Below are 24,036 nucleotides of genomic sequence, written 5' to 3'. Positions count from 1 at the left end.
TATCTCATTGCTTCTTTTTGAAAAAATCGCTTTTTGATATGACCTTTTTCTGTTTTCTTAGTGATCTACAATAAATCCTGCGGCGTGCCAAGCAGCGGCCGCAGGACAGGCAAACCGCTAAAGTTTTATTTCATTATCGTCAATAAGCTTAGCGTCCCGTGTGTTTTTCTGAACGGCAATCGCCGAGAATATACTTAATGAAAAAGACATGGCGTAAAACCCTTTTTCGCTCAGCAGCAAATCTGCGTTCCATAATCCTACCACAAGTAAGACTACGGCGGCAATGGTTGCAAACCAACTTAAGCCGTAATAAAGTTCAGTTACGGCAAGCCCTTCGGCTTTATCTCTGACACTTTTCTGAACAGAGATAACTGCAAATAAGGCAAACAATAGGATGGTAAAATAATATCCTTTTTCATTTAATGCCATTGAGGCATTCCATAGCCCGATGCAGTAACCAATAGTTCCAACCAGCAAAGCGGTCCACGATGCGCCAATGAACGCTCCTGTTGGTTTGAAAGGATTTCTTGTGTTTGAATCCTTTTTCGAAATTTTTTCTTCAATCATGTTTTTTAGCGGTTCCATAATTTTTATTTTTTATTGTTGTTTTTTTGTTATTTGTTGATTCAAATATCAGAAGGATCTGAGCTAATAGAAAATCAAGTTATTTAAAATACTGATGATATTTTTTTATTTATTAGATTTGATTTTGATGTAAATTTGAAGTTATGGATTCAATTGCAGAACTTATTGGTATATTAAATAATGAAGATATTAAAGAGTTTAAGGGGTTTTTAAAAAAGAAAAACAAACGAAGCGATGTCAAGAATATCAGGTTGTTTGAAATTTTAGAAACTGATGATATAAATAGATTAAAAAAACTTTATGGTTCTTCAAAAAATAAAGATGCTTATCATGCACTAAGGAAAAGATTACATGATAGTCTTTTATTTTTTATTTCAAACAAGACTTTTGAACGCGATAATAGTGAGGCGCATGAAGCGCTGAGATTGCTGATCGTTGGCCGTTTCCTACTGGAAAATCATCTGATAAAACCGGGCTTTAAATGCTTACAACGGGCTGAGCATAAAGCTTTACTTCTGGAGCAGTTTAGTCTGCTCAATGAAATCCTACAAGTTAGGTTGCAATATGCCTATCTGGAATCTCATCCTGAATTAGAACTATTGGTGGATCGTTTTAGAGTAAACCAGCATAAAATGCAGCAGGAAGCAAAGTTTCAAATAGCTTATGCAATTCTCAGGGTCGAATTGCAGGATATTCATTTAAAGGGGAAGATTGTAGATCTGAATAAATTAGTGCTTGATACAATCGGTAAATATGATATTTCATTACATGAATTATTGTCTTTTAAGTCGCTTTATCAGCTTTTGTTTATCGCTAACGAGTATGCAATGATCCATCAGAATTATGCATTGGTTCGGTCATTTTTGAAAACAAGTGACGAATTTATAACAAGGCAAAAGGTAAATTCAGTGCATCACTCGTTTTACTACCTGCATATCCTTTATTACCTTGCTAATTTCAATTTACGGAATAAGCTATTTGATGAAAGTCTAACCTATTTAGAACAGTTGATTGCAGGCTGTCCTCCGGGGACAGTGCTTCGTGCTCAATTTCATTTGCGTTATTATTTACTAAAGGCCTTAAACTACCATTATATGGGCGAAGGAGTACAGGCCCTTGCTATTTTAAGACTTGGGATCCAGCAATCAACATTGAAGTCCAATGAAGCTGATCTTGCCGACTTACAATTATGTCTAGTTATGTTTTTGACGCAATTTCAAGATAAACTAGCATTGACAGAATTAAGGAAAATGATTAGGACGGATGCTTGGTATGAGAAGAAAATGGGTATGCTCTGGACGATCCGCAAGAGTTTGCTGGAGATATTGATCCATATTCAATTTGGGGATATTGACCTTGCAGTTTCGCGTATGAAAAGCTTTAAGCGTCGGTATAGAAGATACTTGGAGACGGTTCGGGAAGGTCGCGTTGTCCATTTTTTAAGACTGGTTGAAAAGTATCTCCAAAACCCGGCGATGGTGAAAAATAAAACCTTTATCGCCGCCATTGACAGCATGGCTCAAGATAACGAAAATCAAGATTTATTTGTACTGGGATTTATTGCCTGGCTAAAATCATTGATCACATCGGAAAGTCCTTATCAAGCTTTATTGCATCTGGTCGGAACATTGAAGTTGAAAAAAGATCAATAATAAATAGTCAAGATGATCTGTTTTGGAGAAGGGTCAATAACAGCCTGCAATCTTTCGTAGAATTTTACATTTACCATTGGGCAGCCCTGGCTCAAACATATGGAAGCAACCTGTTCATCATAGGGCATGCTATTGTATTTATGCAAAACAATGTTTCTGCTATAGGCATTGCTATTGGAATCTTCAAGTCCATACAACTTATAAGCCTTTCCGAAGTGGCCATTGTAAGATGGGCCGATCGAGTACATGCCTAATGAAGTAGCATAAGAGTTTTCCGTATTACTGAAATGAAGTTGACCAGCTTTTCCGGTTTCCGAGCCAGAGCCATGAGCCACTAAACCCTGATCCAGTATCCGGTTGTTTTGAAGGTCGACAACAAAAAAACGATTCCTGCCTGAGGGTCTTCTCATATCGAGAAGAAAAGCAATCTCTTCATTGTATTTTTTTTTATTTTCAACCAGGCTTTTGACCCGATTGAAGGCTTTATTATACCGCTCCTGGTCTGATAAGGTCGTGTTTTCAGTGCGCTCTGCAAAGGACCAGTTGTTAGTTCGGGATATTTTGAAAGCGATTAGACCGATCCCGATTATGATCATGAGCGCAATAAGTTTATTCATTTATTAGAAATAATTTCTTGTTTATAAAGGGATGCCTATCTATTTTTGGCGGTTTATATCGTTATTCCACTGTTCTGTTAAATCGCTCAAAAGATTTCCAATATTTATCTTTATAGATTGTATAGTCTATCTGGAGCTGATTTTGATACTGTGTTATTAGCTGATCTATCGTTTGGGAGGATTTTCTAAATTCCGTGCAAGCGAGATAAACTTCCCTTAAATTGTCCGCAGTTTCCCGGCCAATATTGAGGTAGCCAATATCATGTGGAAGACTAACCATGAGTTCATCCTCAAATTTATCCATTAAGTCGTATGTTTTCTGGTCAGGCATACCGTTTGTGGCAGTTCCGTCATAATTGATCCGTAATGTTACGATCCAGGGATGTGAGGCCTTTCCGTCCCAGTCCAATAGTGTTGTGTTTATTATGGCTAAAATAGGTAGGTCATTTTCCATTACACCCTCAAAAGCAGCGTAGGAATCTTTTTCGGTTTCGTGTCTTATATCTGTATATTTTTCAATAAATTCTTTTTCCCGCCATATTAAATAGTCTTTTAACTTGTTCAGCGGGATGAGCTCTCCAGTTGCTTGCTGGCTTGACGTGACATTTAAGTTATCAATGGTGATGATCGAATTTAGCTCGCCGATATAATTATCCAAGAAGATTTCAACGCCATGAGCGATGTTAGCTTTGTTTTCTTCCGTATAATCGGGGTGGACAATAATTATATCGACATCATCGGGGCGGTATCTATGCTCGATAGGGTAAAAATACATCGTGTTAATATCAAAGGAAAATCCATACATTGTTATTTTGAATTTCTCCATATCCTCGATTGCCGGTTTTAAAGCCGTGAATTTCCAGTTTGGAAGGGGAGGCGCTGCATCAACTAGGGCCTCAACAAATGCGATATTTTTTACAACGCCATCAGGAGTAATGACAAGTTCAGCTGTATTATCGTTATACATTCCTGTTAAAAAATAGAGCTCTTTTCGGAGTGCGTCAATTCTTGGAGAAAGTTTGTTGAAAAAATTCTGATCGATATCATCACTATTTTTTACTGTTTGGAAAAAAGTCTGCTCGTTTTTTGTAAACCAATTCCAGAAATCCTGTATACTATCTTTTTTATTTTCTTTCTTACCAAAAATATTGTTCAAAAATCCCATAATTCCTATTTATTCGATTGAATCCCTATATCGTATGTAAAAACTGTTACATCTTTGCTATTAAAATTAATGATATAATTAGGATCCAACAAGTGATTTGCTGTTTAAAAATTATCTGACAAACAATTGATCGAGCAGTTTGTTAAGGATATTGTTGGAAATTATAAATTAATATTGAGCATATGAAATTTTGCAAATTAACATTTTGCCTTTTGGCAACATCTGCAGCACTTTCTTTTTCTGCATGTAAATCAGGATTATCGGATGATAAACTAGAGGAAAAGATAGAAAATGCACTTACGGGACGTAAAACTGTTGATGTTGAGGTCGAAAAAGGAAAGGTAATCCTTAGCGGCACTGTAGCGTCAGAGGAAGAAAAACAACAGATTGAATCGATCGCAAAAACAGCAGGGGATAAGGATGTCAAATCTATTCAAAATGATATCGTTGTGAGTGCACCTGTTGCAACAACACCGGCACCTATTACAGTATCGAATAATGATGCTACACTTGGCGCAGCCGTAAATACGTTTATGAAAGATTTTCCATCTGTTCAGGCGAGTGTTAAAGATGGGGTTATTTCGGTAACAGGAACGTTGGAACAGGCAAAGATTGTTACATTGAAACAAGGTTTGGATAATCTAAATCCAAAAAAAGTGGATTTGAGTGGTATTGTTGTAAAAAAATAAAATAGCAAAAATTATGTCATTACAAGAAAAATATAAAGTTCTTTTGGATACTGCACAATCTTCAGGAGTTAACGATCTGAATTACGCTGAAATGGATGGTGTGCTTCAGATTAGGGGTACTGCGCCTACCGCTGATGTGAAAAATAAACTGTGGGAAATTTATGGAAATATAGATCCAAACTTTCAGACAGGTGATGTCGTCTTAAATGTTGATGTGGCTACAGAGGTGCCCGGAAGCCAGGTGAAGGTAATCACAGAGAATAGCAACTTAAATATTCGAAAAGGCCCCGGAACTGACCAGCCTATTGTAGGAAAAGCAGCGAAGGGTGAAATTATCACATTGATTAGCAAAGCAAACGACCAATGGTGGTTAGTGAGGACCAACGATAATGAAGAAGGGTACTGTTATGCTCAATACCTTGAGTCGGTCTAATAAGATCAGTTCCTGAATAAAATATAAGGAGATCTATCTTAGGGATATTTCTCCTTTTTTTCTGTATGTTGTTGTTTTAGCGCTTTATATTCCCTGTTTGAATTTAGTTTCATCTGGACTTGCAGTTTTTGGTGTAATAATTGTACTATATGTTTTGCAACAAACTTATTACAATATGTCGAAATTGAAATTTTTCTTGTTCCCATGTATTGCTTTGTTGGGACAAATAGCCGCAGCTCAGGAGTATGTTCGTTTGGATAAAGACAGGTATCAGTTACATTTATCAGAATCTCCAAAAGATACTATTAACATCGTTGAAAAAGGACAAGTCACTAAATTGAAGCAAGGAAAATATATTGTGCAGCAAAATCAATTTATGGGCCCGTCTAATGCCTTTATTGCGGTCAACAAAGACGGTTTAGTGGATGGAAATTTTAAGATTGAAAAGGAAGGAAAGCGTGCTTTGGTCCAGGTCAGGCACGGTGTGATGCAGCAAATGGAGGTGAAAGCGGATGCAGTAATGGATTTTCAGTATACGATTACGGATACTTCAAGTGTACAGCGCGATTTTCGAAACGGTAAAATCAGCCAGGAAAAGATAGTGATTTATCAACCTAATATAGGAAAGAAGAAAGTGTTAAAGACTTTTTTTGACAGCTACTATATCGTTGAAAACGAGTTTGACCACAGTAAATCGGAGTATGGCCTGGATAACAAGTTGCTTTATAAAGCGAAGTTGGATTGTGTCGGTCAGGTCGTCGAATCGAAGTCGTTCAACAGGGACGGCCAACTACTTAAACATACCTATAAAAAAGATAAAGTCAATTACACCGACTTATATCAGCATAATAACCTTGTCGAGAGATTGTACAAATTCAATGGTTCGAGTTATAGGGAATATTTTAAGAACCAATTATTATTGAAGAAAATTGTTGAGAAAAAACGAAATGGCCGAGTTGAGAGATATGTATATAATGCCGAGGGTAAATTGCTGGAGAAAAGTGAAGGCAGCAATTTGAAAAAGACAGACGGGAGTAATGTATAATAGCGTTTTTGATCAGTAGGAAGCAAAACCCGACCTTCGATAGAAGCTGACCACGTATTATGCCGCCTTTTTTGAATTTTAAAATTATAGCATTACCTTTGCCTAGGCAATGAAGAAAATGAACAACATATTACGTCTTCCATTTTTCTTTAATTATTATCTCCCGATAGTAGTTCGGGAACCTTATGCCTATTAAAATTTAGAAAATTTAATTATTTATATAGCTAAGCCCGAACATAACGTTCGGGCTTTTTTGTTTTTATAGCATTATGTTAACAGATTTAGAAGAAAACATTGAAATTATGTTGCCAAAGGATGGGCTGAAGTCCAAATTGCAACAATCTAAAGAAACTGGGCGTCCGCTGATTATTAAACTGGGCTTTGATCCTACTGCTCCGGATCTTCATCTGGGGCACGCTGTGGTGTTGAAAAAGCTAAAACAATTTCAGGAATTGGGCCATCAAATCGTCGTTTTGGTTGGGAGTTTTACTGCGCGGATAGGAGATCCAACTGGCAAAAATAAAGCGCGTAAACCGTTGAATCAGGAAAAAATAGCTGACAATGCAGCTACTTATATCGCACAGTTAGCCAAAATTATCGATATGTCGAAGACAAAGGTTGTCTTTAATGGCGATTGGTTAGATAAATTGGATTTTTCGGAGGTTATTCAGCTTGTTTCAAAAGTGACAGTAGCGCAGCTTATGCAACGACATGATTTTCACAAGCGTTTTACGGAAAATCAGCCTATTGCCATGCATGAACTTATCTACCCGATACTACAAGGTTATGATTCGGTGCACATCAGAAGCGATATTGAGATGGGGGGGACAGACCAATTGTTTAATTGTACAATGGGGCGACAGCTTCAGGAATCTTTCGGTATGGATCCTCAGGTTGTGCTCTGTATGCCACTGCTCAGAGGATTGGACGGTAAGGAGAAAATGAGCAAATCACTGCACAATACCATTGGTCTGTTGGATGAGCCGAATGAAATGTTCGGCAAAGCAATGTCTATTCCCGACAGCTTAATCCCGGATTATATTGATCTCACAACAGACTTTACTGCGGCGGAAAAGAAAATGCTAAAGTCACGCATGGAAATGGGCGAAAATCCGATGGAAGTCAAAAAGCTTATTGCACATAATCTTGTATGTCAATATCACGACCAGCAGGCGGCAATGGACGCAGCGGATTTTTTTGCCAAACAATTTCAGCGAAAGTCTTTTGATGATAAAAGTTTTGTAGAGGTATCACTGCCACTTGCCAAGACACAATTGGGTCCTGTTACAAAGCTTGTTGATCTTTGTCACTTTTTAAAAAAGGATCAGAGCAAGTCCGCTGTCCGTAGACTCATATCCGAAGGAGCAGTTCAGATTGATTCGACTAAATGTATGGATCCGGATCTGCCTATTGACCTGATGACTGGTTTTAGAATTAAATTAGGAAAAAGAAGTTTTTTTAGATTTGTTTAGGAAGGTTTTATGATTCATACCTTTGATATATTTTGTAAAAAAGCACGTGAATGTAAGGTTGCCCTTTCGGAAACCATAAATATTTTCTACCTTCATACAAAGTCTCACACTTTATTTTGATACCGATTATAAATGGAAACATATAATAATGCTGTTTTGGAGCAGTTACCCAAACATTTAAAGCGCTATGTAGTCGCCCAGCAATACGAACGTTATACGGCTTTGGATCAAGCCTTGTGGCGCTATGTCATGCGTCAGAATTATTCCTTTTTAAAAGATGTCGCTTATTACCCATATATACCGGGATTGAAGAAAGCGGGACTTTCCATTGCGCATATACCGGATCTGCAACAAATGAACGATAGTTTGAAATTAATTGGTTGGGGAGCTGTAACGGTTGATGGATTTATACCACCGGCAGCTTTTATGGAGTTTCAGGCACATCGGGTATTGGTTATAGCCGCAGATATCCGACAATTGGAACATATTGAATATACACCAGCACCGGATATCATTCATGAATCTTCTGGCCATGCACCGATCATAGGTGAGCCCGATTATGCGGTTTACTTGCAGTACTTTGGTGAAATTGGAACAAAAGCATTGTCGTCCCGGAAGGATTTCGAACTGTATGAGGCTATTCGCCATTTATCAATTTTAAAAGAGCACGCGGGTACAACCGAAACCGAATTGGTGGAAGCTGAAAACCGGTTGAAGATTGTCCAGGATAATATGGGCGAACCTTCGGAAATGGCTTTGCTAAGTAGATTGCACTGGTGGACTGTGGAGTATGGTCTGATCGGTAGCCTTGATGATCCCAAGATTTATGGCGCAGGTCTACTGTCTTCCATTGGCGAAAGTGCCAGTTGTATGCAAAAATCGGTACCAAAGCTACCTTATGATTTAAATACTGTAGCATATACCTATGATATTACTAAGCCACAGCCACAATTGTTTGTCACACCCGATTTTGAACATTTAATGGATGTCCTGAATCAGTTTGCTGATAGCATGGCTTTTCGGCTTGGAGGTAAGCAGAGTTTGGAAAAAGCGATTGACTGTCAGGCTGTATGTACTGCAGTTTATAGTTCTGGATTGCAGGTGTCAGGTATTTTTAAGGCGGCGAATGCAGATCAATCTATTTCCTACATACAGACAATAGGCCCCACGGCATTGGCGTGTTCTGGGAAGCAATTAGAAGGACACGGAATAAATTATCATCGGCAGGGCTATGGTTCTCCGGTCGGTCTTCTCGCTGATAGCAATAAAGATTTGGCGGATTTCTCAGACGAAGAATTGACCACTTATGGTATTAGTCAAGGAAAGCGATGTTCTTTACGGTTTTATTCAGGGGTTGAAGTTGAGGGCGTTGTTTTGAAGGTTGTACGTCAGGCGGGTAAAGTTGTGTTGATTTCGTTTGAAGATTGTGAAGTCTACCGAAATGACCGGAGGGAAGTTTATTTTAAACCTGAATGGGGAGTTTACGACATGGCTGTAGGGACCGAGATTATTTCAGTATTTGCGGGGGCTGCCGACAAAGATGCTTATGAGTCTATTGAAGAAGAGACGGAGAAGCCATCCGTTTTATCGTATACGCAGATTGAAGACTCAAAATTGCTTGTCTCGCATGCACAGATCGGAACACTCCGCTCGGGATCTTTTGATGCTGAGCATTGGACGGCTATCTTTGGTCAGCTGGATTCCGACACCACAGATCACTGGCTCGCGCTCGTCGAGCTTTATGAAATCGCCTGGGCACATCATGCCTATGATTTAGCTGAAAGTGCTGAACGCAAGCTTCTAAATATTATTACAAGAAGACCCAACTTGAAAAAGCTGATAGATGACGGTATCCGGGTAGCGAAAGAAGAACCCTTAAATAATCATTGAGTGAAATGATTGATTCCCATAGTATAAAAATCTGGTAAAACTTTTTATATTTGGAACGTTTAATTTATCCAGTTATTTCTGATGAACGAAAAGTATACTCCCGGAAAACACCTGTTGATGACATTGCAGGTAGAGGAGGTATCGTTATTGACAACCATAGATGCTTTTTTGGAATTTACCAAAAAGCAGATGAATGTCCATAATTTGCAAATTGTAGGTATTTCCACCCATTCTTTTGAGGGCGGTGGATTTACCGCTGCTATTTGTTTAATGGAATCCCATATCTGTATCCATACCTGGCCGGAATTTGGACAATTGACATTAGATGTTTATCTCTGTAATTATCTAAAAGATAACAGTGAAAAAGTTTTGCATTTGGGTAAGCTCTTCAAAACTTATTTTAATGCAATAGTTATTAACGAAACTGTGGTTAATCGGTAGTTTATGGATGTAATATGTAAAAAATGTGGCCATGCACACCGATTTAAGATCGAGGTAACCGACTTTTCAGGTTTCGTTTGTGCAAAATGCCATAGCTATTTTAAAGGTAAGACAGTTGAAACCTTAACGTATGTGAAGGAATTTTCGGCCCCTTTAGCCATGCAATGGGCTACGTTAGGTGAATCCGTTCAATTCAAGAGAAATAGCTATTATATTATCTCCAAGATACAGCGCTTTACAAAAAGCGGCGAATATGGAAATGAGTTTGTGGGGTTAAACGCGAATCAAGACGATATTTATTTCAGCGATGGCGTAGACTATGCTTGTGCCTTACATACCATTGATCGAGAGCAGGTGACGCTTTTACCGAAAGGCAACACCTGTAAGTTTGGTAATAGACACTATGATCTGGAGTATACCGAGGAGCAAACTGTTGTCTATGCGGAGGGCTTTGTATTTGAAGATCTGGAATCGATGTCAACGACCCTTACCTATATTCAAACAGTTAATGAGGATCGTTTTATTTCTCAGGAATTTATTGATAACGATGTACAGTATTATCAGGGAATTTACCTGGAGGATGAGAGCTATTATAAAATTTTTGACACCTATAACGACTATATTGCCAAAAAGGAGATTGTAGGGACGAAGCTGAGAAATATTGGTGTCTTTGCTGTTTTGCTGTTGGCAGCTCTATTCTGGGTTTTAAACTGGGGACAGATCGGTAAGGATACGTATAAGTTTGATGAAAAATTCCCCGGAAAAAAGGCAAACTCGGAATTTGTCGGCGCCTCTTTCGAATTAAAAGGCGATAAACCCAAGAAGCTGGTCCTGGAGGGAATATCTGAATCTAAAAGCCATCCTATCCAGCTGATGATCAAATTGGTCAATGAAAAGACAAATGAGATTATTGAGTCTGGTACAGCTGTCCACGAGAACAATGACGTTAATTATGCCAGTGGATTGACTGTCGATTTTTGTCGTATCCAACCCGGGATCTATCACCTGGTTTTTGTGACCTCTTCAACCAATGGTGCCGCCGATATGGATGTTAATTTTGAACTCACAGAGGACTATAAATTAACATACGGAGGTACCAGTTATACCTTTTTGATTTTTTGTTTGGTGGGCATTGTTTTCCTTGTGGGGATTTTTAGACATAATATTCTGGCGATTAAAAATAAAGATTTTGTTGCTAGGGCTGAAGGTTTAGGTTATTTCGATATCTTAAAATTTGATCGGCTGGGTGTAGCTTTAGTTGCTTTTTTTGCCTTTTTTGTTGCTGTTAACCTATTTGTAAATTCCTCTACAGATTGTAAGACTACAATGCGGACGAGCACCTTGGAAGACCATACTTATACAGGATCAAGATCGCATTATCGTCGATCCTTTTATGGTAGCGGAGGTAGTTATAGTGGATATGGTTCAGGTCATAAATAAAAATTAATATAAAAATGAATTACGAATTGTTTTATAAAGGAATTGCAGCATCATTGATTTATTCGCTTATTGGAATTGCTGTATTGTTATTGGCCTATTGGCTTATCGAGCGATTGACACCGGAACAATCTTGGCAGGAGATCGTAAAGAACAAGAATATAGCTTTAGCGATTGTTTTTGCGGCTTTTATATTAGGCATATCGATTATAATAGCTGCGGCAATACATGGGTAAAAAGAGCAATCTGCCCATTTTTCTCTTATTTGCGGTATTTGTCATTGCAACTTGCGGGCTTATTTACGAGCTGGTTGCGGGTGCATTGGCGAGCTATTTGTTGGGAGATTCAGTCAAGCAGTTTTCATTTATTATCGGTACCTACCTGTTCTCGATGGGGGTGGGATCTTTTTTAGCGAAGTACATCACCAAAAACCTCTTTGACCGGTTTATTGATATTGAACTGTTGATCGGCGTCATTGGCGGTTGCAGTTCTGTCGTTTTATTTTTACTGTTTCAGCAGGTCGAACACTTTCAATTTGTACTCTATTTCTTTGTTTTTCTGACAGGCTGTCTCTGCGGTATGGAGATCCCCTTATTGATGAATATTCTAAAAGATAGGGTTCAGTTTAGGGACTTGGTTTCCAATGTATTTGCTTTTGATTATATCGGCGCATTGATCGCTTCGGTGCTGTTTCCTATCCTGCTGATTCCGCGGCTGGGCGTGATGGGAACATCCCTGTTTTTTGGGATCATCAATATTTTGGTAGGCGTCTTTCTATCATTCTATCTCGCTAAAAGACTTAAAAATCCCAACTGGATTAAAGCCAAGTCAATAGTTTGTCTGGTATTGCTTTCGGTTGTGTTTTTTTATTCCGATGATTTGCTTAAATATTCCGAAAGTCAATTATATGGGAATAATATTGTCTATAAACATTCTACACCCTATCAACGTATTGTTCTGACGGAGAGCAAGGGTGAATATCAATTGTTTCTGAACAATAATTTACAGTTCAACACCAAAGATGAATATCGGTATCATGAGGTTTTGGTACATCCGGCGATGTCTATGGCCAAAGATGTATCGCATGTATTGGTGTTTGGCGGTGGAGACGGGCTTGCTGTCCGGGAGGTTCTTAAATATCCAGGTGTAAAAAAGGTTACATTGGTGGATTTGGACGAGGGTATGACCAAATTGTTCCAGACAAATGAATTACTGGTCAGTCACAACAAGGGCTCGCTGAACGACCCGAGAGTAAAGGTGATCAATCAGGATGCATTTATCTGGGCAAAATCTGCAAAGGAAAAATACGATGTCATGATTATAGATTTTCCGGATCCGTCAAACTATAGTCTTGGAAAATTATATACGACAAGTTTTTATCAAAGTCTATTGCCGCTTATGACACCCTATACCATGGTGTCGGTACAGACAACTTCGCCTTATTTTGCACCCAAATCTTACTGGTGTATCCATGAGACAATCAGCACGGTTTTTCCAAATACTGTCGCCTATCATACCTATGTGCCATCCTTTGGCGAATGGGGATTCTGTCTATTTTCAGCAGATATGACACAGCAATTTAAGCGTATTGCCCGACGGGTGGATAAACTGCGTTATTATAACTATCATTTTGGGGAATTGACAGAGTTTCCGGCTGACATGCGGGCGGATCATGTAGAAATAAACCGTTTGGACAATCAGATTTTAGTGCGGTATTTTGATGAAGAATGGAGTAAGATTTAATCCCTCGCGGCGTGGTTTTCTCAAGCTTGCATTTTTGGGGGCAATCGGCCTGCAGTTTGCTCAGGCGTGTAAGAAAAAGATGAACCGTATTTTTTTGCGTCTCACAGGGACAGACCATATTTTGGGGCACCGCATGCGATTCCCGGATTTTCCCAAATCTACAGAAGTTATTGAAATACCTATTCTGATTCTGGGTGGTGGTATAACGGGATTATCAGCTGCCTATCGTTTGCAACAAAAGGGAATGAATGATTTTCTACTTTTGGATATGGAATCTGAAGTAGGGGGTAATGCGCGTCATGGCGAGAATGACTATAGCCGTTATCCGCTGGGAGCACATTATCTTCCTATTCCGAATGCTTCCAATAGGGAACTGCTGCAGTTTTTGGAGGAATCGAAAATTATCGTCGGCTGGACGAATGAAGGTGTTCCATTATTTGATGAGGAACAATTGTCCTTTGCGCCTCATGAACGACTTTTTATCCATAATATCTGGCAGGAAGGCATTGTTCCAAGTTATGGATTAACCCCGCAGGAGACGGTTGAAATAGAACGTTTTATGGTGCAAATGAGTCAGTTTAAACACTTGAAAGGTGCTGATGGTAAGTATGTTTTTGATATCCCGATGCGCAATGCTTCGCAGTCTGACGATCTCAAAAGATTAGATGTTCTGACGATGCGTTCATGGATGGAATCAGAGGGATATAAGACGGCGCCTGTCTTTAGTTATGTGAACTACTGTTGCCGCGACGACTATGGAACGGGTATCGCGGCCACTTCTGCTTTTGCCGCTATACATTACTTTGCGAGCCGAAAGCACGATTGGTCTGCCTACCAGGATCTGGTGCTCACCTGGCAGGAAGGGAATGGGCGATTGGTCAGCCATTTGAAGAAATATGCGGATGGTAGGGTATTGAATCAACATCTGGCTTATCAGATACATGTAGGGCAAGATGCTGTGGAAGTGTCCGTCTTCGATGATAAAACGAAATTGTCAAAGACCATTAAAGCCCAGAAGGTGATCAATTGCTGCCCACAATTTGTTAATCAGTATCTGTTGCCAAACCGTACGGCATTGACGAAAAAATTTCATTATGCACCTTGGATCGTAGCGACGATTGTATTGCATCGTTTCCCTTTTGCAGATGGTGCGACACTTTCCTGGGAAAATATTATTTATAACGGAAAGGGATTGGGTTATGTGTATGATCAACACCAGAGCCTAAATCAGTTGCAAAGCCCTTTTGTGATTACCTATTATCATAGTCTGGGAGATGGGGACCTCAACGGAAACCGGAAACAGCTCTATCAGTGGACAGACCAGCAATGGAAAGAGTTTATTTTGGAAGATCTAGAGAAGGCGCATTATGGAATAGAAAATGAAGTCATTAGTATAGAAGTCTTTCGACACGGACATGGCATGATAAGCCCTGTCAGTGGTTTTCTATCAGACGAAGCGCGTACCGAACTGACAAGACCTATTGCTGATAAAGTCTATTTTGCACATTCTGATTTAAGTGGTATATCTATTTTTGAGGAAGCCTTTTATCAGGGAATCACCGTAGCCGATCAGGTTTTCGCTGACCTTGGTCAAAAAGAAGCATAGCTGTCGGTCTATGCTTCCGGATTTCTGTCGGGCTGCTATAGGTATTGCGTACCCGATATTTTTATAGGTTTGCTTATTTGTAGTATTATGCAACGAAACTTTTTATAGGCTTAATAGTACCTGCCATGCTTTGTCTAATTGCTCCGTATCCAATAATTGCGCAGCGTAAGCATGTACTTTTTGTGTTAATTGCGGTGAACCTTGTTGAAAATTCAGCCGGAGGTAGTTTAAATATTTATCCTCTTGGGTGGCTTGCTCTAGAACTGGTAAGGATTCGACATTAGCCAATAATCCGAGATGGTTTCCGGTAAGTACTTTGGAAAGGCGAATACTTTCGGGCAGCTGATCTACGCCAATACCCAGACTGCGGAGTGGTTTAGGAACAATAAAGAGGTTTTCATTGGTTACACGGCAGTACCAGTCGCCGCCGAGACGAGCGACCAGATCTAGTTCCTCTTGTTTTATCGTATTGTTTTTGTGCAAGAGTTCTTTGTGCACATGCATATAGAGTACTTCTGCAATAACGAGATTTCCTGCGCCAGGTTTGTCGCTCAGGGCGATCACTTCTCTTACACGACATTCCAGTTGAACCGGAGATTCCAAGACCCGCGGTGGGCGAACATGTAATGATGGGATTGGTGTAAACCCAGATTTGTCAAATTCATTTACCTCCTTGCTGTACTCTGTACTGGCCAGTGACTGTTGCTGTACCATCGCATAGTTTACGACGTTGATGACGACCTCATTGACTTCCTGAATATTGTCCAGTGTATGCTTGGTACTGCCATCACGCATGCGACGCAAGGGTGAGAATACACATATTGGTGGTTGGTGTGACATCAGGTTGAAGTAGCTGAAAGGACTCAGGTTGACATTGCCCGCCGCATCGATGGTACTCGCAAAACAGATGGGACGAGGTGCAACGGCATATTTGATTAAATTATCAATGATCGCTTTATCAGCCGAGGACTCAAAAGTGACTGTATCGAAAGAAGAAGAATTCATTTATTGAATAGATTTATTGTTGGTATAATACTACGGAATTGGAAAGTTTGCCCAAGCCAGTTATTTCTAGCTCGACCTGATCGCCTACCTGTAGCCATTGATCCTGATGAGCGGGATTCTCCATGCGCCCAGTGCCGTTGAGTTCTAAAAAACATCCCGTTCCAACTGTTCCCGAACCGATCACATCACCCGGAAAGAGACGTACACCATAGGAAACGCGCTCGATAATTTCGGCAAATGTCCAGTGCATCGTAGCAAAATTACCGGAAGAAACCTGTTGACCATTCACGCGGCATGACATCTCGAGATTATATCGGTCACCAATATGATCTCCTGAAGAATTAATTTTATAAGGTTCCAATTCGTCCTTGGTGACTAACCATGGACCAATTGCCGTAGCAAAATCCTTTCCTTTGGCGGGCCCCAAGCTTAATTTCATCTCGTCCATCTGGAGTTTTCGTGCGCTAAAATCATTCATGATCATGTATCCGGCAATATATTTATCAGCCTCTGAGGCAGGGATATTTATACCTGTTTTATTGATTACGATGGCCACTTCAAGTTCAAAATCCAGTTGCTCAAGATGCAGTGGCATACATTGTATCGGGCCGGGACCTTGTATGGCCTGATGATTGGAGAAGTAAAAAACGGGAAATTCATCGAATTCCGGAATCATATCCAGTCCGCGGTTTCTTCTTGACGTCGCTACGTGCTGCCGAAAAGCATAGGCATCACGCACTGATGTCGGATGAGGTATCGGTGCAACAAGCTGACTATCTTGCAATAACTGGTAAGGTCTGGACATACGTCCCTCCAGCAATGCACTGTGATAATACACTAAATCGTTTATGGCTTCATCTCCACGGATCAAAAAATCAGCCATATCGGTCGGAAGGGAAAGGGCTATCTCCGAGCAGGTGTATACCCGGTCATTGATTATAATGCCTAATTCATGTTGTCCATTTTTCGTGCACGTAACAATTCTCATATCGGAATATTCTATTGGTTATTCAATCTTTGAATGCGACACAAATATATCGTATAAGTTTTGAAAAAAATATTTCTTCGCTTGAAAACAGAAAAATATTCTTACCTTTATTATAACATTATAAACTAGTAAAAATGATCAATCGTGGAATACATCGCTTTGCGTCATCCATGCCCTATATTGCTTTTAATAGAGCAATTATAGCTGATATCATTTTTGCCCAATACTAATCCCCTCGAATTTTTTGCCAATCGATGCTATTGGCAACGTTGATATTCATTTATTTTTTATAACCGTTTTAAATCGTAGAATTATGCCATTTTATGTTAAACAAGGGCAAATTCCAACACAGCGACATACTGTCTTTAGAAAGCCCGATCATACGCTCTATGCTGAAGAATTGGTTTCTACCCATGGCTTTTCCAGTCTTTATTCGCTCGTGTATCATTGCCACCCGCCTACGTTGGTCAAACAGATCCGTGAACCCTATGATGTTACTCCAAAGATTGCCCGTGAAAAACATCTTAAACATACCAGTTTAAAAGGATTTCAGGTTCAGGCCAAAGATGATTACCTGGAAAGCCGCACACCTGTTCTGGTCAACCAGGATCTACACATTTCACTGGCAGCCCCCCGTCAGTCCATGACGGATTATTTTTATAAAAATAGCCAGGCCGATGAGATTATTTTCGTGCACCATGGAACAGGGAAACTCAAGACAGGATACGGAAATATTTCTTTTCAGTATGGTGATTATCTGGTTGTCCCAAGGGGTACAATTTACCAGATGGAATTTGATCAGACTGACAACCGATTATTTATTGTTGAATCGTTTTCCCCGGTACGTACGCCAAAGCGGTATCGGAATGAATTTGGTCAGCTGATGGAGCATGCTCCCTTTTTTGAACGGGATATCCGTGTACCACAGGATCTGGAAACTTTTGACCAGCTTGGTGATTTTGAGGTGAAAATCAAGAAACAGGGATTGATTTATCCTTACATCTATGGAAGCCACCCTTTTGATTTTATTGGTTGGGATGGCTATCATTTCCCTTGGGCATTTTCCATTCATGACTTTATGCCAATTACCGGGAAATTGCATCAGCCACCACCTGTTCATCAGACTTTTGAGACCGATACCTTTGTGTTGTGTAGTTTTTGTCCACGTCTGTATGACTATCATCCAAAAGCTGTACCTGCGCCTTATAACCACAGCAATGTAGACTCGGATGAAGTGCTGTATTACGTGGATGGTGATTTTATGAGCCGGAAATCGGTTGAAAAAGGACAGATTACATTACACCCGGGCGGTATTCCGCATGGACCACACCCCGGTACGGTCGAAAAAAGTATTGGACAAGTTAAAACCGAGGAACTAGCGGTCATGATCGATCCTTTCCGTCCCCTGATGCTGACCGAAGAAGCGTTAAAAATTGAAGATCCCGATTACTTTAAATCCTGGATGAGTTAAGTTAAATACGAATAACCTTTATATAAATTATGGCAAATACATTTGCAGAGAAGATTGCCCAAGCGCAAGATTTTCTACCTATTAATGGAACCGATTACATTGAATTTTATGTGGGGAATGCGAAGCAGGCCGCACATTATTACAAAACTGCCTTTGGTTTTCAGTCGGAGGCTTATGCAGGGCCAGAGACCGGTATTAGGGACCGGGCGTCTTATGTCTTAAAACAAGATAAAATACGCTTGGTGCTGACTACGGCACTTAAATCGGATCATCCTATTGCTGAGCATGTTAAAAAACATGGCGACGGTGTTAAAATATTGGCTTTATGGGTTGATGATGCCCGCAAATCATTTGAGGAGACGACCAAAAGGGGAGCAAAGGTTTATCAAGAACCGCAACTTCTCAAAGATGAAAAAGGGGAGGTCTGGACTGCAGGGATATACACTTATGGAGAAACGGTGCACCTTTTTGTGGAGCGAAAGAACTACAATGGTTTATTTATGCCCGGATATGAAAAATGGGAAAGCGACTATAACCCAGCAGAGACCGGTTTGCTCTATGTAGATCATTGCGTAGGCAATGTAGGCTGGAATAAAATGAATGAAACAGTTCAATGGTATCAGGATGTGATGGGTTTTGTCAACATCCTGTCTTTTGATGATAAGCAGATCAATACCGAATATTCGGCATTGATGAGTAAGGTGATGAGTAATGGCAATGGCTATGTAAAATTTCCGATCAATGAACCGGCTGAGGGAAAAAAGAAATCTCAAATTGAGGAATATCTTGAATTCTATGAGGGCGAAGGTGTACAGCATGCGGCATTGGCAACAAAGGATATTGTAAGTACGGTGCGGGAACTTAAATCCAGAGGGGTTGAATTTCTAGGAGCTCCTCCCGAAGCATATTATGATATGCTACCAGAAAGGGTTGGAGCGATAGATGAGGAAATCCGGATTATCCAAGAACTGGGTATTTTGGTGGATCGTGACGAAGAGGGGTATCTTCTACAGATTTTTACCAAACCTGTAGAAGATAGACCTACCTTATTCTACGAGATTATTCAGCGAAAAGGTGCACAGAGTTTTGGCGCCGGCAATTTTAAGGCGCTTTTTGAAGCAATCGAACGTGAACAGGAACGAAGAGGTAATCTATAAGGATATGTTGGGTATGAAAGAATTATTGCGCGCATTTGAGCACAGAAGTCCAGAAATAGTATTTGAGTGGAAAGACAGTGAAACTGATGCCAAAGGATGGATTGTTATCAATTCGTTGCGGGGCGGTGCAGCGGGTGGAGGCACACGGATGCGTGCAGGCCTGGATCGGCATGAAGTAGAGTCCCTTGCCAAAACAATGGAAGTAAAGTTCACGGTTTCAGGCCCCGCTATTGGTGGTGCCAAATCTGGTATTGACTTTGATCCACATGACCCACGCAAAAATGAGGTTTTAGACCGTTGGTTTAAAGTGGTAACGCCGCTATTAAAAAATTATTATGGGACAGGAGGGGATCTTAATATCGATGAAATCCATGATGTCATTCCATTGACCGAAGAATATGGTCTATGGCATCCGCAGGAAGGAATCTTGAATGGACATTTTAAGGTAAATGAGAGCAACCGTATCCACCAAATAGGACAGTTGCGCTATGGCGTGTCCAAAGTATTGGAGGACAATACCTACAGTCCGGATTTAAAGCGTAAATATAAGGTTGCAGATATGATAACAGGCTATGGAGTCGCCGAATCCATCCGTCATTATTATCAGCTTTTTGGCAGTGACTGTATAGGAAAACGTGCAGTTATTCAGGGCTGGGGAAATGTTGCTGCCGCCGCGGCTTTTTACCTCTCTAAGCTGGGGGTGAAAATTGTCGGAATTATTGATCGGGCCGGTGGTTTAATCAATCGTGAAGGTTTTAGCGAAGCAGAAATTACGCACTTATTTCTGGATCGTAGGGGAAATGAACTGAATTCACCTGATTTGATTTCATTTGAACAGATTCAGAAGGAAATATGGGGATTGAGTACGGATATCTTTGTCCCGGCAGCTGCATCACGTTTGGTTTCCAAAGATCAGATCCAACAGCTCATGGAAAACGGGCTTGAAGTCATTGCTTCTGGCGCAAATGTACCTTTTGCTGATCAGGAAATATTCTACGGCCCGGTGATGGAGTTTGCGGATCAACATGTTGCGGTGATACCTGATTTTATTGCGAATTGCGGTATGGCACGGGTGTTCGCCTATTTAATGCAACGGAATATAGAAATGAGTGATGATGCGATCTTCTCTGATGTTTCAAAGGTGATTTTTGAGGCTTTGAAAAAAATAAGGGATTCTTCCGCAGATCGTACACAGATATCTTCGAGAGCGTATGAAATCGCATTGAAACAATTGGTCTGATTCTTTTACGGGAGTCGTTAAACGAAAAACACTTGAAGCGGGGAACTTCAAGTGTTTTAACTAACCAATTATTAACCTAAATTTATGAATGCTTAAAACAGTACAATACCTGTGCCAAAACTTATTTACCTAAGATGAATAAATTGTCATTTTTTTGTTAACTTATAATTTCGCTCTTATTTGGGATAAATCGCTGAAGTCGTTGATTCTAAAAAGCTAATGCTCGATTGAATCCATCCTGGGTGGTGGATGTGTTAAAGGATGCAGATATACCAAGGGTTATTACCGTTTTATTTTTATAAAATGTTGATAAACAGAAACTCCTGAAGCGGGGAGCAACAGGAGTTTTCCTAACCAATTATTAACCTAAATTTATGAAAAGTACAAGTATAACGTGATCTCAACATAAAATGTTTCAACTATTTTCACTTTTCTGGATTTTTTAACATTTTTTAGTATTTCTATATTGATTTTCGGTAAGACTTTATAGCAAACATCTTCTTTTCGTATTAGAAAAATAAAAAACCTGTTAGCGGGGACTAACAGGTTTTTTATAAACTAACTAATTATTAACCTAAATTTATGAAACTAGTAAATAACTTTCAATAAGAATGCCAAGGCATAAATCGACCTGTCGGTTTAACGATTTTTAACGCTTTAAATTGACAGGCGATAGCAAGAGGCTTTAACCTTAGCCTGTTATTTTATTTTTCAAACCTTTTATTGCCTGTAAACGTTTACTTAAGCAGAGTGAGCAAATAATATGTGAAACTGTTTAAAATAAAGTACATGTCGCTGTCCTATCTTTATCAATTCGAAAATTATAGAAGTCCTTTTTGGGCTTTTGCAATCCACGATGGCCATCATATCGATGCGGATTTAGAACCGCATTTGCATATTTCTCCCGAAGATCGGTTACGAGAAGAGGATCCGTATACTGCTATTTTGGCAGAATTGCCTTTCAATCGCTTTGTTTGTGGCACATCGAGGTTTCAATTGGATTTGAATCGGAATAAAGACGGAGCAATTTATCTGACACCTGAACAGTCATGGGGAATACAGGTATGGAAAACAGATTTGCCACAGCAGTATAAAGATCAACTGTATGAATCTTATGATCGCTTATATCAAAAAATAGTACAGCAGATTCAAAATACCATCGATCGGTATGGTTATTTTGTCGTTTACGATATTCATAGTTACAATGCACGCCGCGATGGTCCGGATACAGTTGTTGACCAAATCAACAATCCGCAGATTAATATTGGTACAGAACACAACCACAGCAAATGGCAGGAATTGACCCGCTCATTTATGGATGTACTTCGTACTGGTAAAGATGGGCAGGCTTATGATGTACGTGAGAATGTTAAATTTAAGGGCGGCTTTTTGTCATCTTATTTAAATGAGCAATTCGGCGATAAGGGTTGTGTTTTCTCTATTGAGTTTCGCAAGGACTTTATGAATGAATGGACAGGAGAGGTCTACCCTCAAAAGCTACAGGAGTATAAACAGTTGTTAATGCAGAGTATAGAAACCCTTGAATCCTATTTTGCCTATGAAAGATAATGCAAAGCAGCTGGCGGGCATTCTAAAAAAGATCAAAAATAAAGAGGTTTTTCATGTTCAGATACCGCCAAAGAATAAAATGGTGTTCAATCAGGTTGTGCCTTACTTATTTCTTTATCGACAGTTTTTTAGTCCAGATCCGATGCTGGCGGAATTAGTGAAATCAGAGCCCGCATATTTTAGGGTGAAGGATTCCGAAATGAATGTGTCAGACTGGATTGCTCCAATTCTCAATCAGCTTGTAGAAGAATTTGGAGCCTGCCTTATTATAGAGGCATGGACCGCAGGGCAAGGCCAGGAAGAGGATATCCAGATCCATATTGCCCGGAAAAATGTACAATCCATTGCTCAGTATCTTGGAAAACAATTGGAAACAGAGGAATCTATTGCCAAGGTTGAGATTGTGACCGAATCGAAAACCAATGCGACACAGAGTCTTTCACCTGCAAGTATTCAACTGGACAAGTTAAATAGCAATATTTTGTACATGGGGCTGGAAATCAAACCAAAGTATCTGTTAGGGACTAATCAGCAAATACTGCCGATTGACTTGCGGCATTTTCGAGAAGCGATATCTCGAAGCCTGTCCAAGACTTTTTTTGAGTTTATTCGGATACATACCCTCTCAAAACCGACATCGTTTAAAATAAGTCATCCCAAAAAGATGCTCCCTTTGGCCTGGGAAATTGACCAGAAATTGGCACGCGAAAGTCAACGGTTTGATTTTCTACTATTGGTGACACCGACAAATTCCTACGACGCCTGGCTACAATTCAAAAAGGGGAATTATCGTAAGGTTCCTGTTTTTCATTATAGGCCCATGCCGATTGATCCCGATATTATTAAACGCAATCTCTATAATTTACATATTGAAGACCTTTATGACCCTTCCATCGCTTATTTGTTCCGGGATAAACGCAAAGAGCTTGATCAGATGATGAGCATGCTGAGCGAACGGGGAAAAGAGGGATTTTTACTCGGCAGCATGCAGGTGTTTGGTACCGTCAACGAAAAGCTGTTGGAAAAAGCGCAAGCCATATTAACAATTACAGCGACGGACAGAGAACATCGTACAAAGGAAGAGGATATCGTCTATGCAGAAGAGTTTGCGAAACTAGCGCAAGAGGAACTGGATTATTTAAAAAGTCAGGATCCGAATTTTTCAACTACTGTACGGCTTCGGGATGATATATACGGGGTCATGGTCAATCAGGGGGGGCTAAATATCAGTAAACAATATAGTTTGCCAAGGCATAGGGTGCAGGCATTAATCCAGCACGAAGTAGGAACACATATCGTTACTTATTACAATGGCAAACAGCAACCTTTCAGTCTTTTTAGATTGGGTGTGCCGGGCTATGAAAAGCTTCAGGAGGGTCTGGCAGTACTCGCCGAATATTTAGTTGGCGGATTGACAAATAATCGGTTGCGTATATTGGCCGGTCGGGTCGTCGCGGTATATCACATGCAACAGGGAAATACGTTTTTAGATACATTCACGCTGTTGGTTGATAAGTATCAGTTCCTACCGGAAACAGCTTTTCAGATGACCATGCGTGTTTTTAGAAGTGGCGGACTCACAAAAGATGCGTTATACCTCAGTGGTTTGATTGAACTAATAAATTATATAAAAAGTGGCCGGGATCTCACCCTATTGACCATGGGTAAGATCAGGGAGGATTATATTCCGATAGTCGAGGAACTGATGCTTAAAGGGATTCTGAATGCTCCGGTCTTGACACCTAAATACCTGACATCCCCTTATAGGGATGTACTGGCCAACCTAAAGAAAAGTAAAGGAATATTTCAGATGATACAATAATTAACGACA

At 40.0% G+C, this 24,036-nt stretch carries 21 protein-coding genes; 16 read left to right on the top strand and 5 right to left on the bottom strand.

The features are described 5' to 3' along the window. Window positions 1-117: 117 nt before the first annotated feature. Window positions 118-567, bottom strand: a complete 450-nt coding sequence (yiaA, locus tag B4G94_RS10180) for an inner membrane protein YiaA (RefSeq protein ID WP_241254787.1) — start codon at window positions 565-567, stop codon at window positions 118-120. A gap of 161 nt (window positions 568-728) precedes the next feature. On the opposite strand from yiaA, the gene B4G94_RS10175 reads away from it, so the two are divergent. Then, window positions 729-2,237 carry a hypothetical protein gene (locus B4G94_RS10175; protein WP_286858696.1) on the top strand — a complete coding sequence of 503 codons (1,509 nt, stop codon included), beginning with the start codon at window positions 729-731 and terminating at the stop codon, window positions 2,235-2,237. On the opposite strand, the gene B4G94_RS10170 is transcribed toward B4G94_RS10175, so the two are convergent. Then, complete coding sequence (locus B4G94_RS10170) at window positions 2,231-2,854, bottom strand: murein L,D-transpeptidase catalytic domain-containing protein (RefSeq protein ID WP_165308274.1); 624 nt, start codon at window positions 2,852-2,854, stop codon at window positions 2,231-2,233. The genes B4G94_RS10175 and B4G94_RS10170 overlap by 7 nt on opposite strands. 61 nt (window positions 2,855-2,915) lie before the next feature. Further along, the gene (locus B4G94_RS10165; protein ID WP_286858695.1) at window positions 2,916-4,019 is read right to left on the bottom strand and encodes a DUF695 domain-containing protein; all 1,104 of its coding nucleotides are present in this window, start codon (window positions 4,017-4,019) and stop codon (window positions 2,916-2,918) included. A gap of 212 nt (window positions 4,020-4,231) precedes the next feature. Between B4G94_RS10165 and B4G94_RS10160 the strand changes: the two genes are divergently transcribed. The 10 genes from B4G94_RS10160 (at window position 4,232) to B4G94_RS10115 (ending at window position 14,775) form a co-directional block, all read left to right on the top strand. Next, window positions 4,232-4,708 (top strand): BON domain-containing protein, encoded by a 477-nt coding sequence (locus B4G94_RS10160; RefSeq protein ID WP_286858694.1) that lies wholly within the window; start codon window positions 4,232-4,234, stop codon window positions 4,706-4,708. A gap of 13 nt (window positions 4,709-4,721) precedes the next feature. After that, on the top strand, window positions 4,722-5,141 hold the full coding sequence (locus tag B4G94_RS10155) for an SH3 domain-containing protein (protein ID WP_108633042.1): 420 nt from the start codon (window positions 4,722-4,724) through the stop codon (window positions 5,139-5,141). A 175-nt stretch (window positions 5,142-5,316) separates the two neighbouring features. Further along, window positions 5,317-6,186, top strand: coding sequence for a hypothetical protein (locus B4G94_RS10150; protein ID WP_165308270.1), 870 nt, complete (start codon window positions 5,317-5,319; stop codon window positions 6,184-6,186). Between the two features lie 269 nt (window positions 6,187-6,455). Beyond that, window positions 6,456-7,658: a tyrosine--tRNA ligase gene (gene tyrS, locus B4G94_RS10145; RefSeq protein ID WP_286858693.1), complete on the top strand. Its 1,203-nt coding sequence runs from the start codon at window positions 6,456-6,458 to the stop codon at window positions 7,656-7,658. 132 nt (window positions 7,659-7,790) lie between these two features. After that, the gene (locus B4G94_RS10140; protein ID WP_286858692.1) at window positions 7,791-9,548 is read left to right on the top strand and encodes an aromatic amino acid hydroxylase; all 1,758 of its coding nucleotides are present in this window, start codon (window positions 7,791-7,793) and stop codon (window positions 9,546-9,548) included. Window positions 9,549-9,629: 81 nt separating this feature from the next. Then, a complete protein-coding gene (locus B4G94_RS10135) occupies window positions 9,630-9,989 on the top strand; it encodes an S-adenosylmethionine decarboxylase family protein (protein WP_108633046.1) in 360 nt (119 codons plus the stop codon). Between the two features lie 3 nt (window positions 9,990-9,992). Beyond that, window positions 9,993-11,429 carry a hypothetical protein gene (locus B4G94_RS10130; RefSeq protein ID WP_286858690.1) on the top strand — a complete coding sequence of 479 codons (1,437 nt, stop codon included), beginning with the start codon at window positions 9,993-9,995 and terminating at the stop codon, window positions 11,427-11,429. Window positions 11,430-11,443: 14 nt separating this feature from the next. Beyond that, a complete protein-coding gene (locus tag B4G94_RS10125) occupies window positions 11,444-11,662 on the top strand; it encodes a DUF350 domain-containing protein (RefSeq protein ID WP_108633048.1) in 219 nt (72 codons plus the stop codon). After that, complete coding sequence (locus tag B4G94_RS10120; RefSeq protein ID WP_286858687.1) at window positions 11,655-13,169, top strand: polyamine aminopropyltransferase; 1,515 nt, start codon at window positions 11,655-11,657, stop codon at window positions 13,167-13,169. Before B4G94_RS10125 ends, B4G94_RS10120 begins: the two co-directional genes overlap by 8 nt. Further along, window positions 13,147-14,775, top strand: a complete 1,629-nt coding sequence (locus B4G94_RS10115; RefSeq protein ID WP_286858685.1) for an NAD(P)/FAD-dependent oxidoreductase — start codon at window positions 13,147-13,149, stop codon at window positions 14,773-14,775. The genes B4G94_RS10120 and B4G94_RS10115 overlap by 23 nt, the downstream gene beginning before the upstream one ends. A gap of 102 nt (window positions 14,776-14,877) precedes the next feature. Here the strand turns inward: B4G94_RS10115 and B4G94_RS10110 are convergent, their stop codons facing one another. Together B4G94_RS10110 and B4G94_RS10105 are read right to left on the bottom strand one after the other, a co-directional pair. Then, window positions 14,878-15,780, bottom strand: a complete 903-nt coding sequence (locus tag B4G94_RS10110; protein ID WP_286858683.1) for a flavin reductase family protein — start codon at window positions 15,778-15,780, stop codon at window positions 14,878-14,880. Window positions 15,781-15,793: 13 nt separating this feature from the next. After that, window positions 15,794-16,768: a fumarylacetoacetate hydrolase family protein gene (locus B4G94_RS10105; protein WP_282253477.1), complete on the bottom strand. Its 975-nt coding sequence runs from the start codon at window positions 16,766-16,768 to the stop codon at window positions 15,794-15,796. Between the two features lie 313 nt (window positions 16,769-17,081). On the opposite strand from B4G94_RS10105, the gene B4G94_RS10100 reads away from it, so the two are divergent. The 5 genes from B4G94_RS10100 (at window position 17,082) to B4G94_RS10080 (ending at window position 24,027) form a co-directional block, all read left to right on the top strand. Continuing rightward, entirely contained in the window at window positions 17,082-18,239 is a 1,158-nt protein-coding gene (locus tag B4G94_RS10100) for a homogentisate 1,2-dioxygenase (RefSeq protein WP_286858680.1), read from the top strand. Between the two features lie 29 nt (window positions 18,240-18,268). Next, the gene (gene hppD, locus B4G94_RS10095) at window positions 18,269-19,396 is read left to right on the top strand and encodes a 4-hydroxyphenylpyruvate dioxygenase (protein WP_286858679.1); all 1,128 of its coding nucleotides are present in this window, start codon (window positions 18,269-18,271) and stop codon (window positions 19,394-19,396) included. Beyond that, on the top strand, window positions 19,368-20,636 hold the full coding sequence (locus tag B4G94_RS10090) for a Glu/Leu/Phe/Val dehydrogenase dimerization domain-containing protein (protein ID WP_286858678.1): 1,269 nt from the start codon (window positions 19,368-19,370) through the stop codon (window positions 20,634-20,636). Before hppD ends, B4G94_RS10090 begins: the two co-directional genes overlap by 29 nt. A gap of 789 nt (window positions 20,637-21,425) precedes the next feature. Beyond that, window positions 21,426-22,205 (top strand): N-formylglutamate amidohydrolase, encoded by a 780-nt coding sequence (locus tag B4G94_RS10085; RefSeq protein ID WP_286858677.1) that lies wholly within the window; start codon window positions 21,426-21,428, stop codon window positions 22,203-22,205. Beyond that, on the top strand, window positions 22,195-24,027 hold the full coding sequence (locus tag B4G94_RS10080; protein ID WP_286858676.1) for a flavohemoglobin expression-modulating QEGLA motif protein: 1,833 nt from the start codon (window positions 22,195-22,197) through the stop codon (window positions 24,025-24,027). The genes B4G94_RS10085 and B4G94_RS10080 overlap by 11 nt, the downstream gene beginning before the upstream one ends. The last annotated feature ends 9 nt before the right edge of the window (window positions 24,028-24,036 follow it).

Origin of the sequence: Sphingobacterium sp. UBA7625, from assembly GCF_002484085.1 — a bacterium.
Taxonomy (GTDB): Bacteria; Bacteroidota; Bacteroidia; order Sphingobacteriales; family Sphingobacteriaceae; genus Sphingobacterium; species Sphingobacterium athyrii.
This window is presented reverse-complemented; position numbering and strand designations above follow the sequence as displayed.

Excerpts from the sequence above, each read along its gene's own strand:
- B4G94_RS10120 (WP_286858687.1), top strand. The coding sequence starts at position 11,655 with ATGGGTAAAAAGAGCAATCTGCCCATTTTTCTCTTATTTGCGGTATTT.
- B4G94_RS10150 (WP_165308270.1), top strand. The coding sequence starts at position 5,317 with ATGTCGAAATTGAAATTTTTCTTGTTCCCATGTATTGCTTTGTTGGGA.
- B4G94_RS10085 (WP_286858677.1), top strand. The coding sequence starts at position 21,426 with ATGTCGCTGTCCTATCTTTATCAATTCGAAAATTATAGAAGTCCTTTT.
- B4G94_RS10140 (WP_286858692.1), top strand. The coding sequence starts at position 7,791 with ATGGAAACATATAATAATGCTGTTTTGGAGCAGTTACCCAAACATTTA.
- hppD (WP_286858679.1), top strand. The coding sequence starts at position 18,269 with ATGGCAAATACATTTGCAGAGAAGATTGCCCAAGCGCAAGATTTTCTA.
- B4G94_RS10170 (WP_165308274.1), bottom strand. The coding sequence starts at position 2,854 with ATGAATAAACTTATTGCGCTCATGATCATAATCGGGATCGGTCTAATC.
- tyrS (WP_286858693.1), top strand. The coding sequence starts at position 6,456 with ATGTTAACAGATTTAGAAGAAAACATTGAAATTATGTTGCCAAAGGAT.
- B4G94_RS10125 (WP_108633048.1), top strand. The coding sequence starts at position 11,444 with ATGAATTACGAATTGTTTTATAAAGGAATTGCAGCATCATTGATTTAT.
- B4G94_RS10155 (WP_108633042.1), top strand. The coding sequence starts at position 4,722 with ATGTCATTACAAGAAAAATATAAAGTTCTTTTGGATACTGCACAATCT.
- B4G94_RS10080 (WP_286858676.1), top strand. The coding sequence starts at position 22,195 with ATGAAAGATAATGCAAAGCAGCTGGCGGGCATTCTAAAAAAGATCAAA.
- B4G94_RS10130 (WP_286858690.1), top strand. The coding sequence starts at position 9,993 with ATGGATGTAATATGTAAAAAATGTGGCCATGCACACCGATTTAAGATC.
- yiaA (WP_241254787.1), bottom strand. The coding sequence starts at position 567 with ATGATTGAAGAAAAAATTTCGAAAAAGGATTCAAACACAAGAAATCCT.
- B4G94_RS10110 (WP_286858683.1), bottom strand. The coding sequence starts at position 15,780 with ATGAATTCTTCTTCTTTCGATACAGTCACTTTTGAGTCCTCGGCTGAT.
- B4G94_RS10135 (WP_108633046.1), top strand. The coding sequence starts at position 9,630 with ATGAACGAAAAGTATACTCCCGGAAAACACCTGTTGATGACATTGCAG.
- B4G94_RS10105 (WP_282253477.1), bottom strand. The coding sequence starts at position 16,768 with ATGAGAATTGTTACGTGCACGAAAAATGGACAACATGAATTAGGCATT.
- B4G94_RS10100 (WP_286858680.1), top strand. The coding sequence starts at position 17,082 with ATGCCATTTTATGTTAAACAAGGGCAAATTCCAACACAGCGACATACT.
- B4G94_RS10175 (WP_286858696.1), top strand. The coding sequence starts at position 729 with ATGGATTCAATTGCAGAACTTATTGGTATATTAAATAATGAAGATATT.
- B4G94_RS10115 (WP_286858685.1), top strand. The coding sequence starts at position 13,147 with ATGAAGAATGGAGTAAGATTTAATCCCTCGCGGCGTGGTTTTCTCAAG.
- B4G94_RS10165 (WP_286858695.1), bottom strand. The coding sequence starts at position 4,019 with ATGGGATTTTTGAACAATATTTTTGGTAAGAAAGAAAATAAAAAAGAT.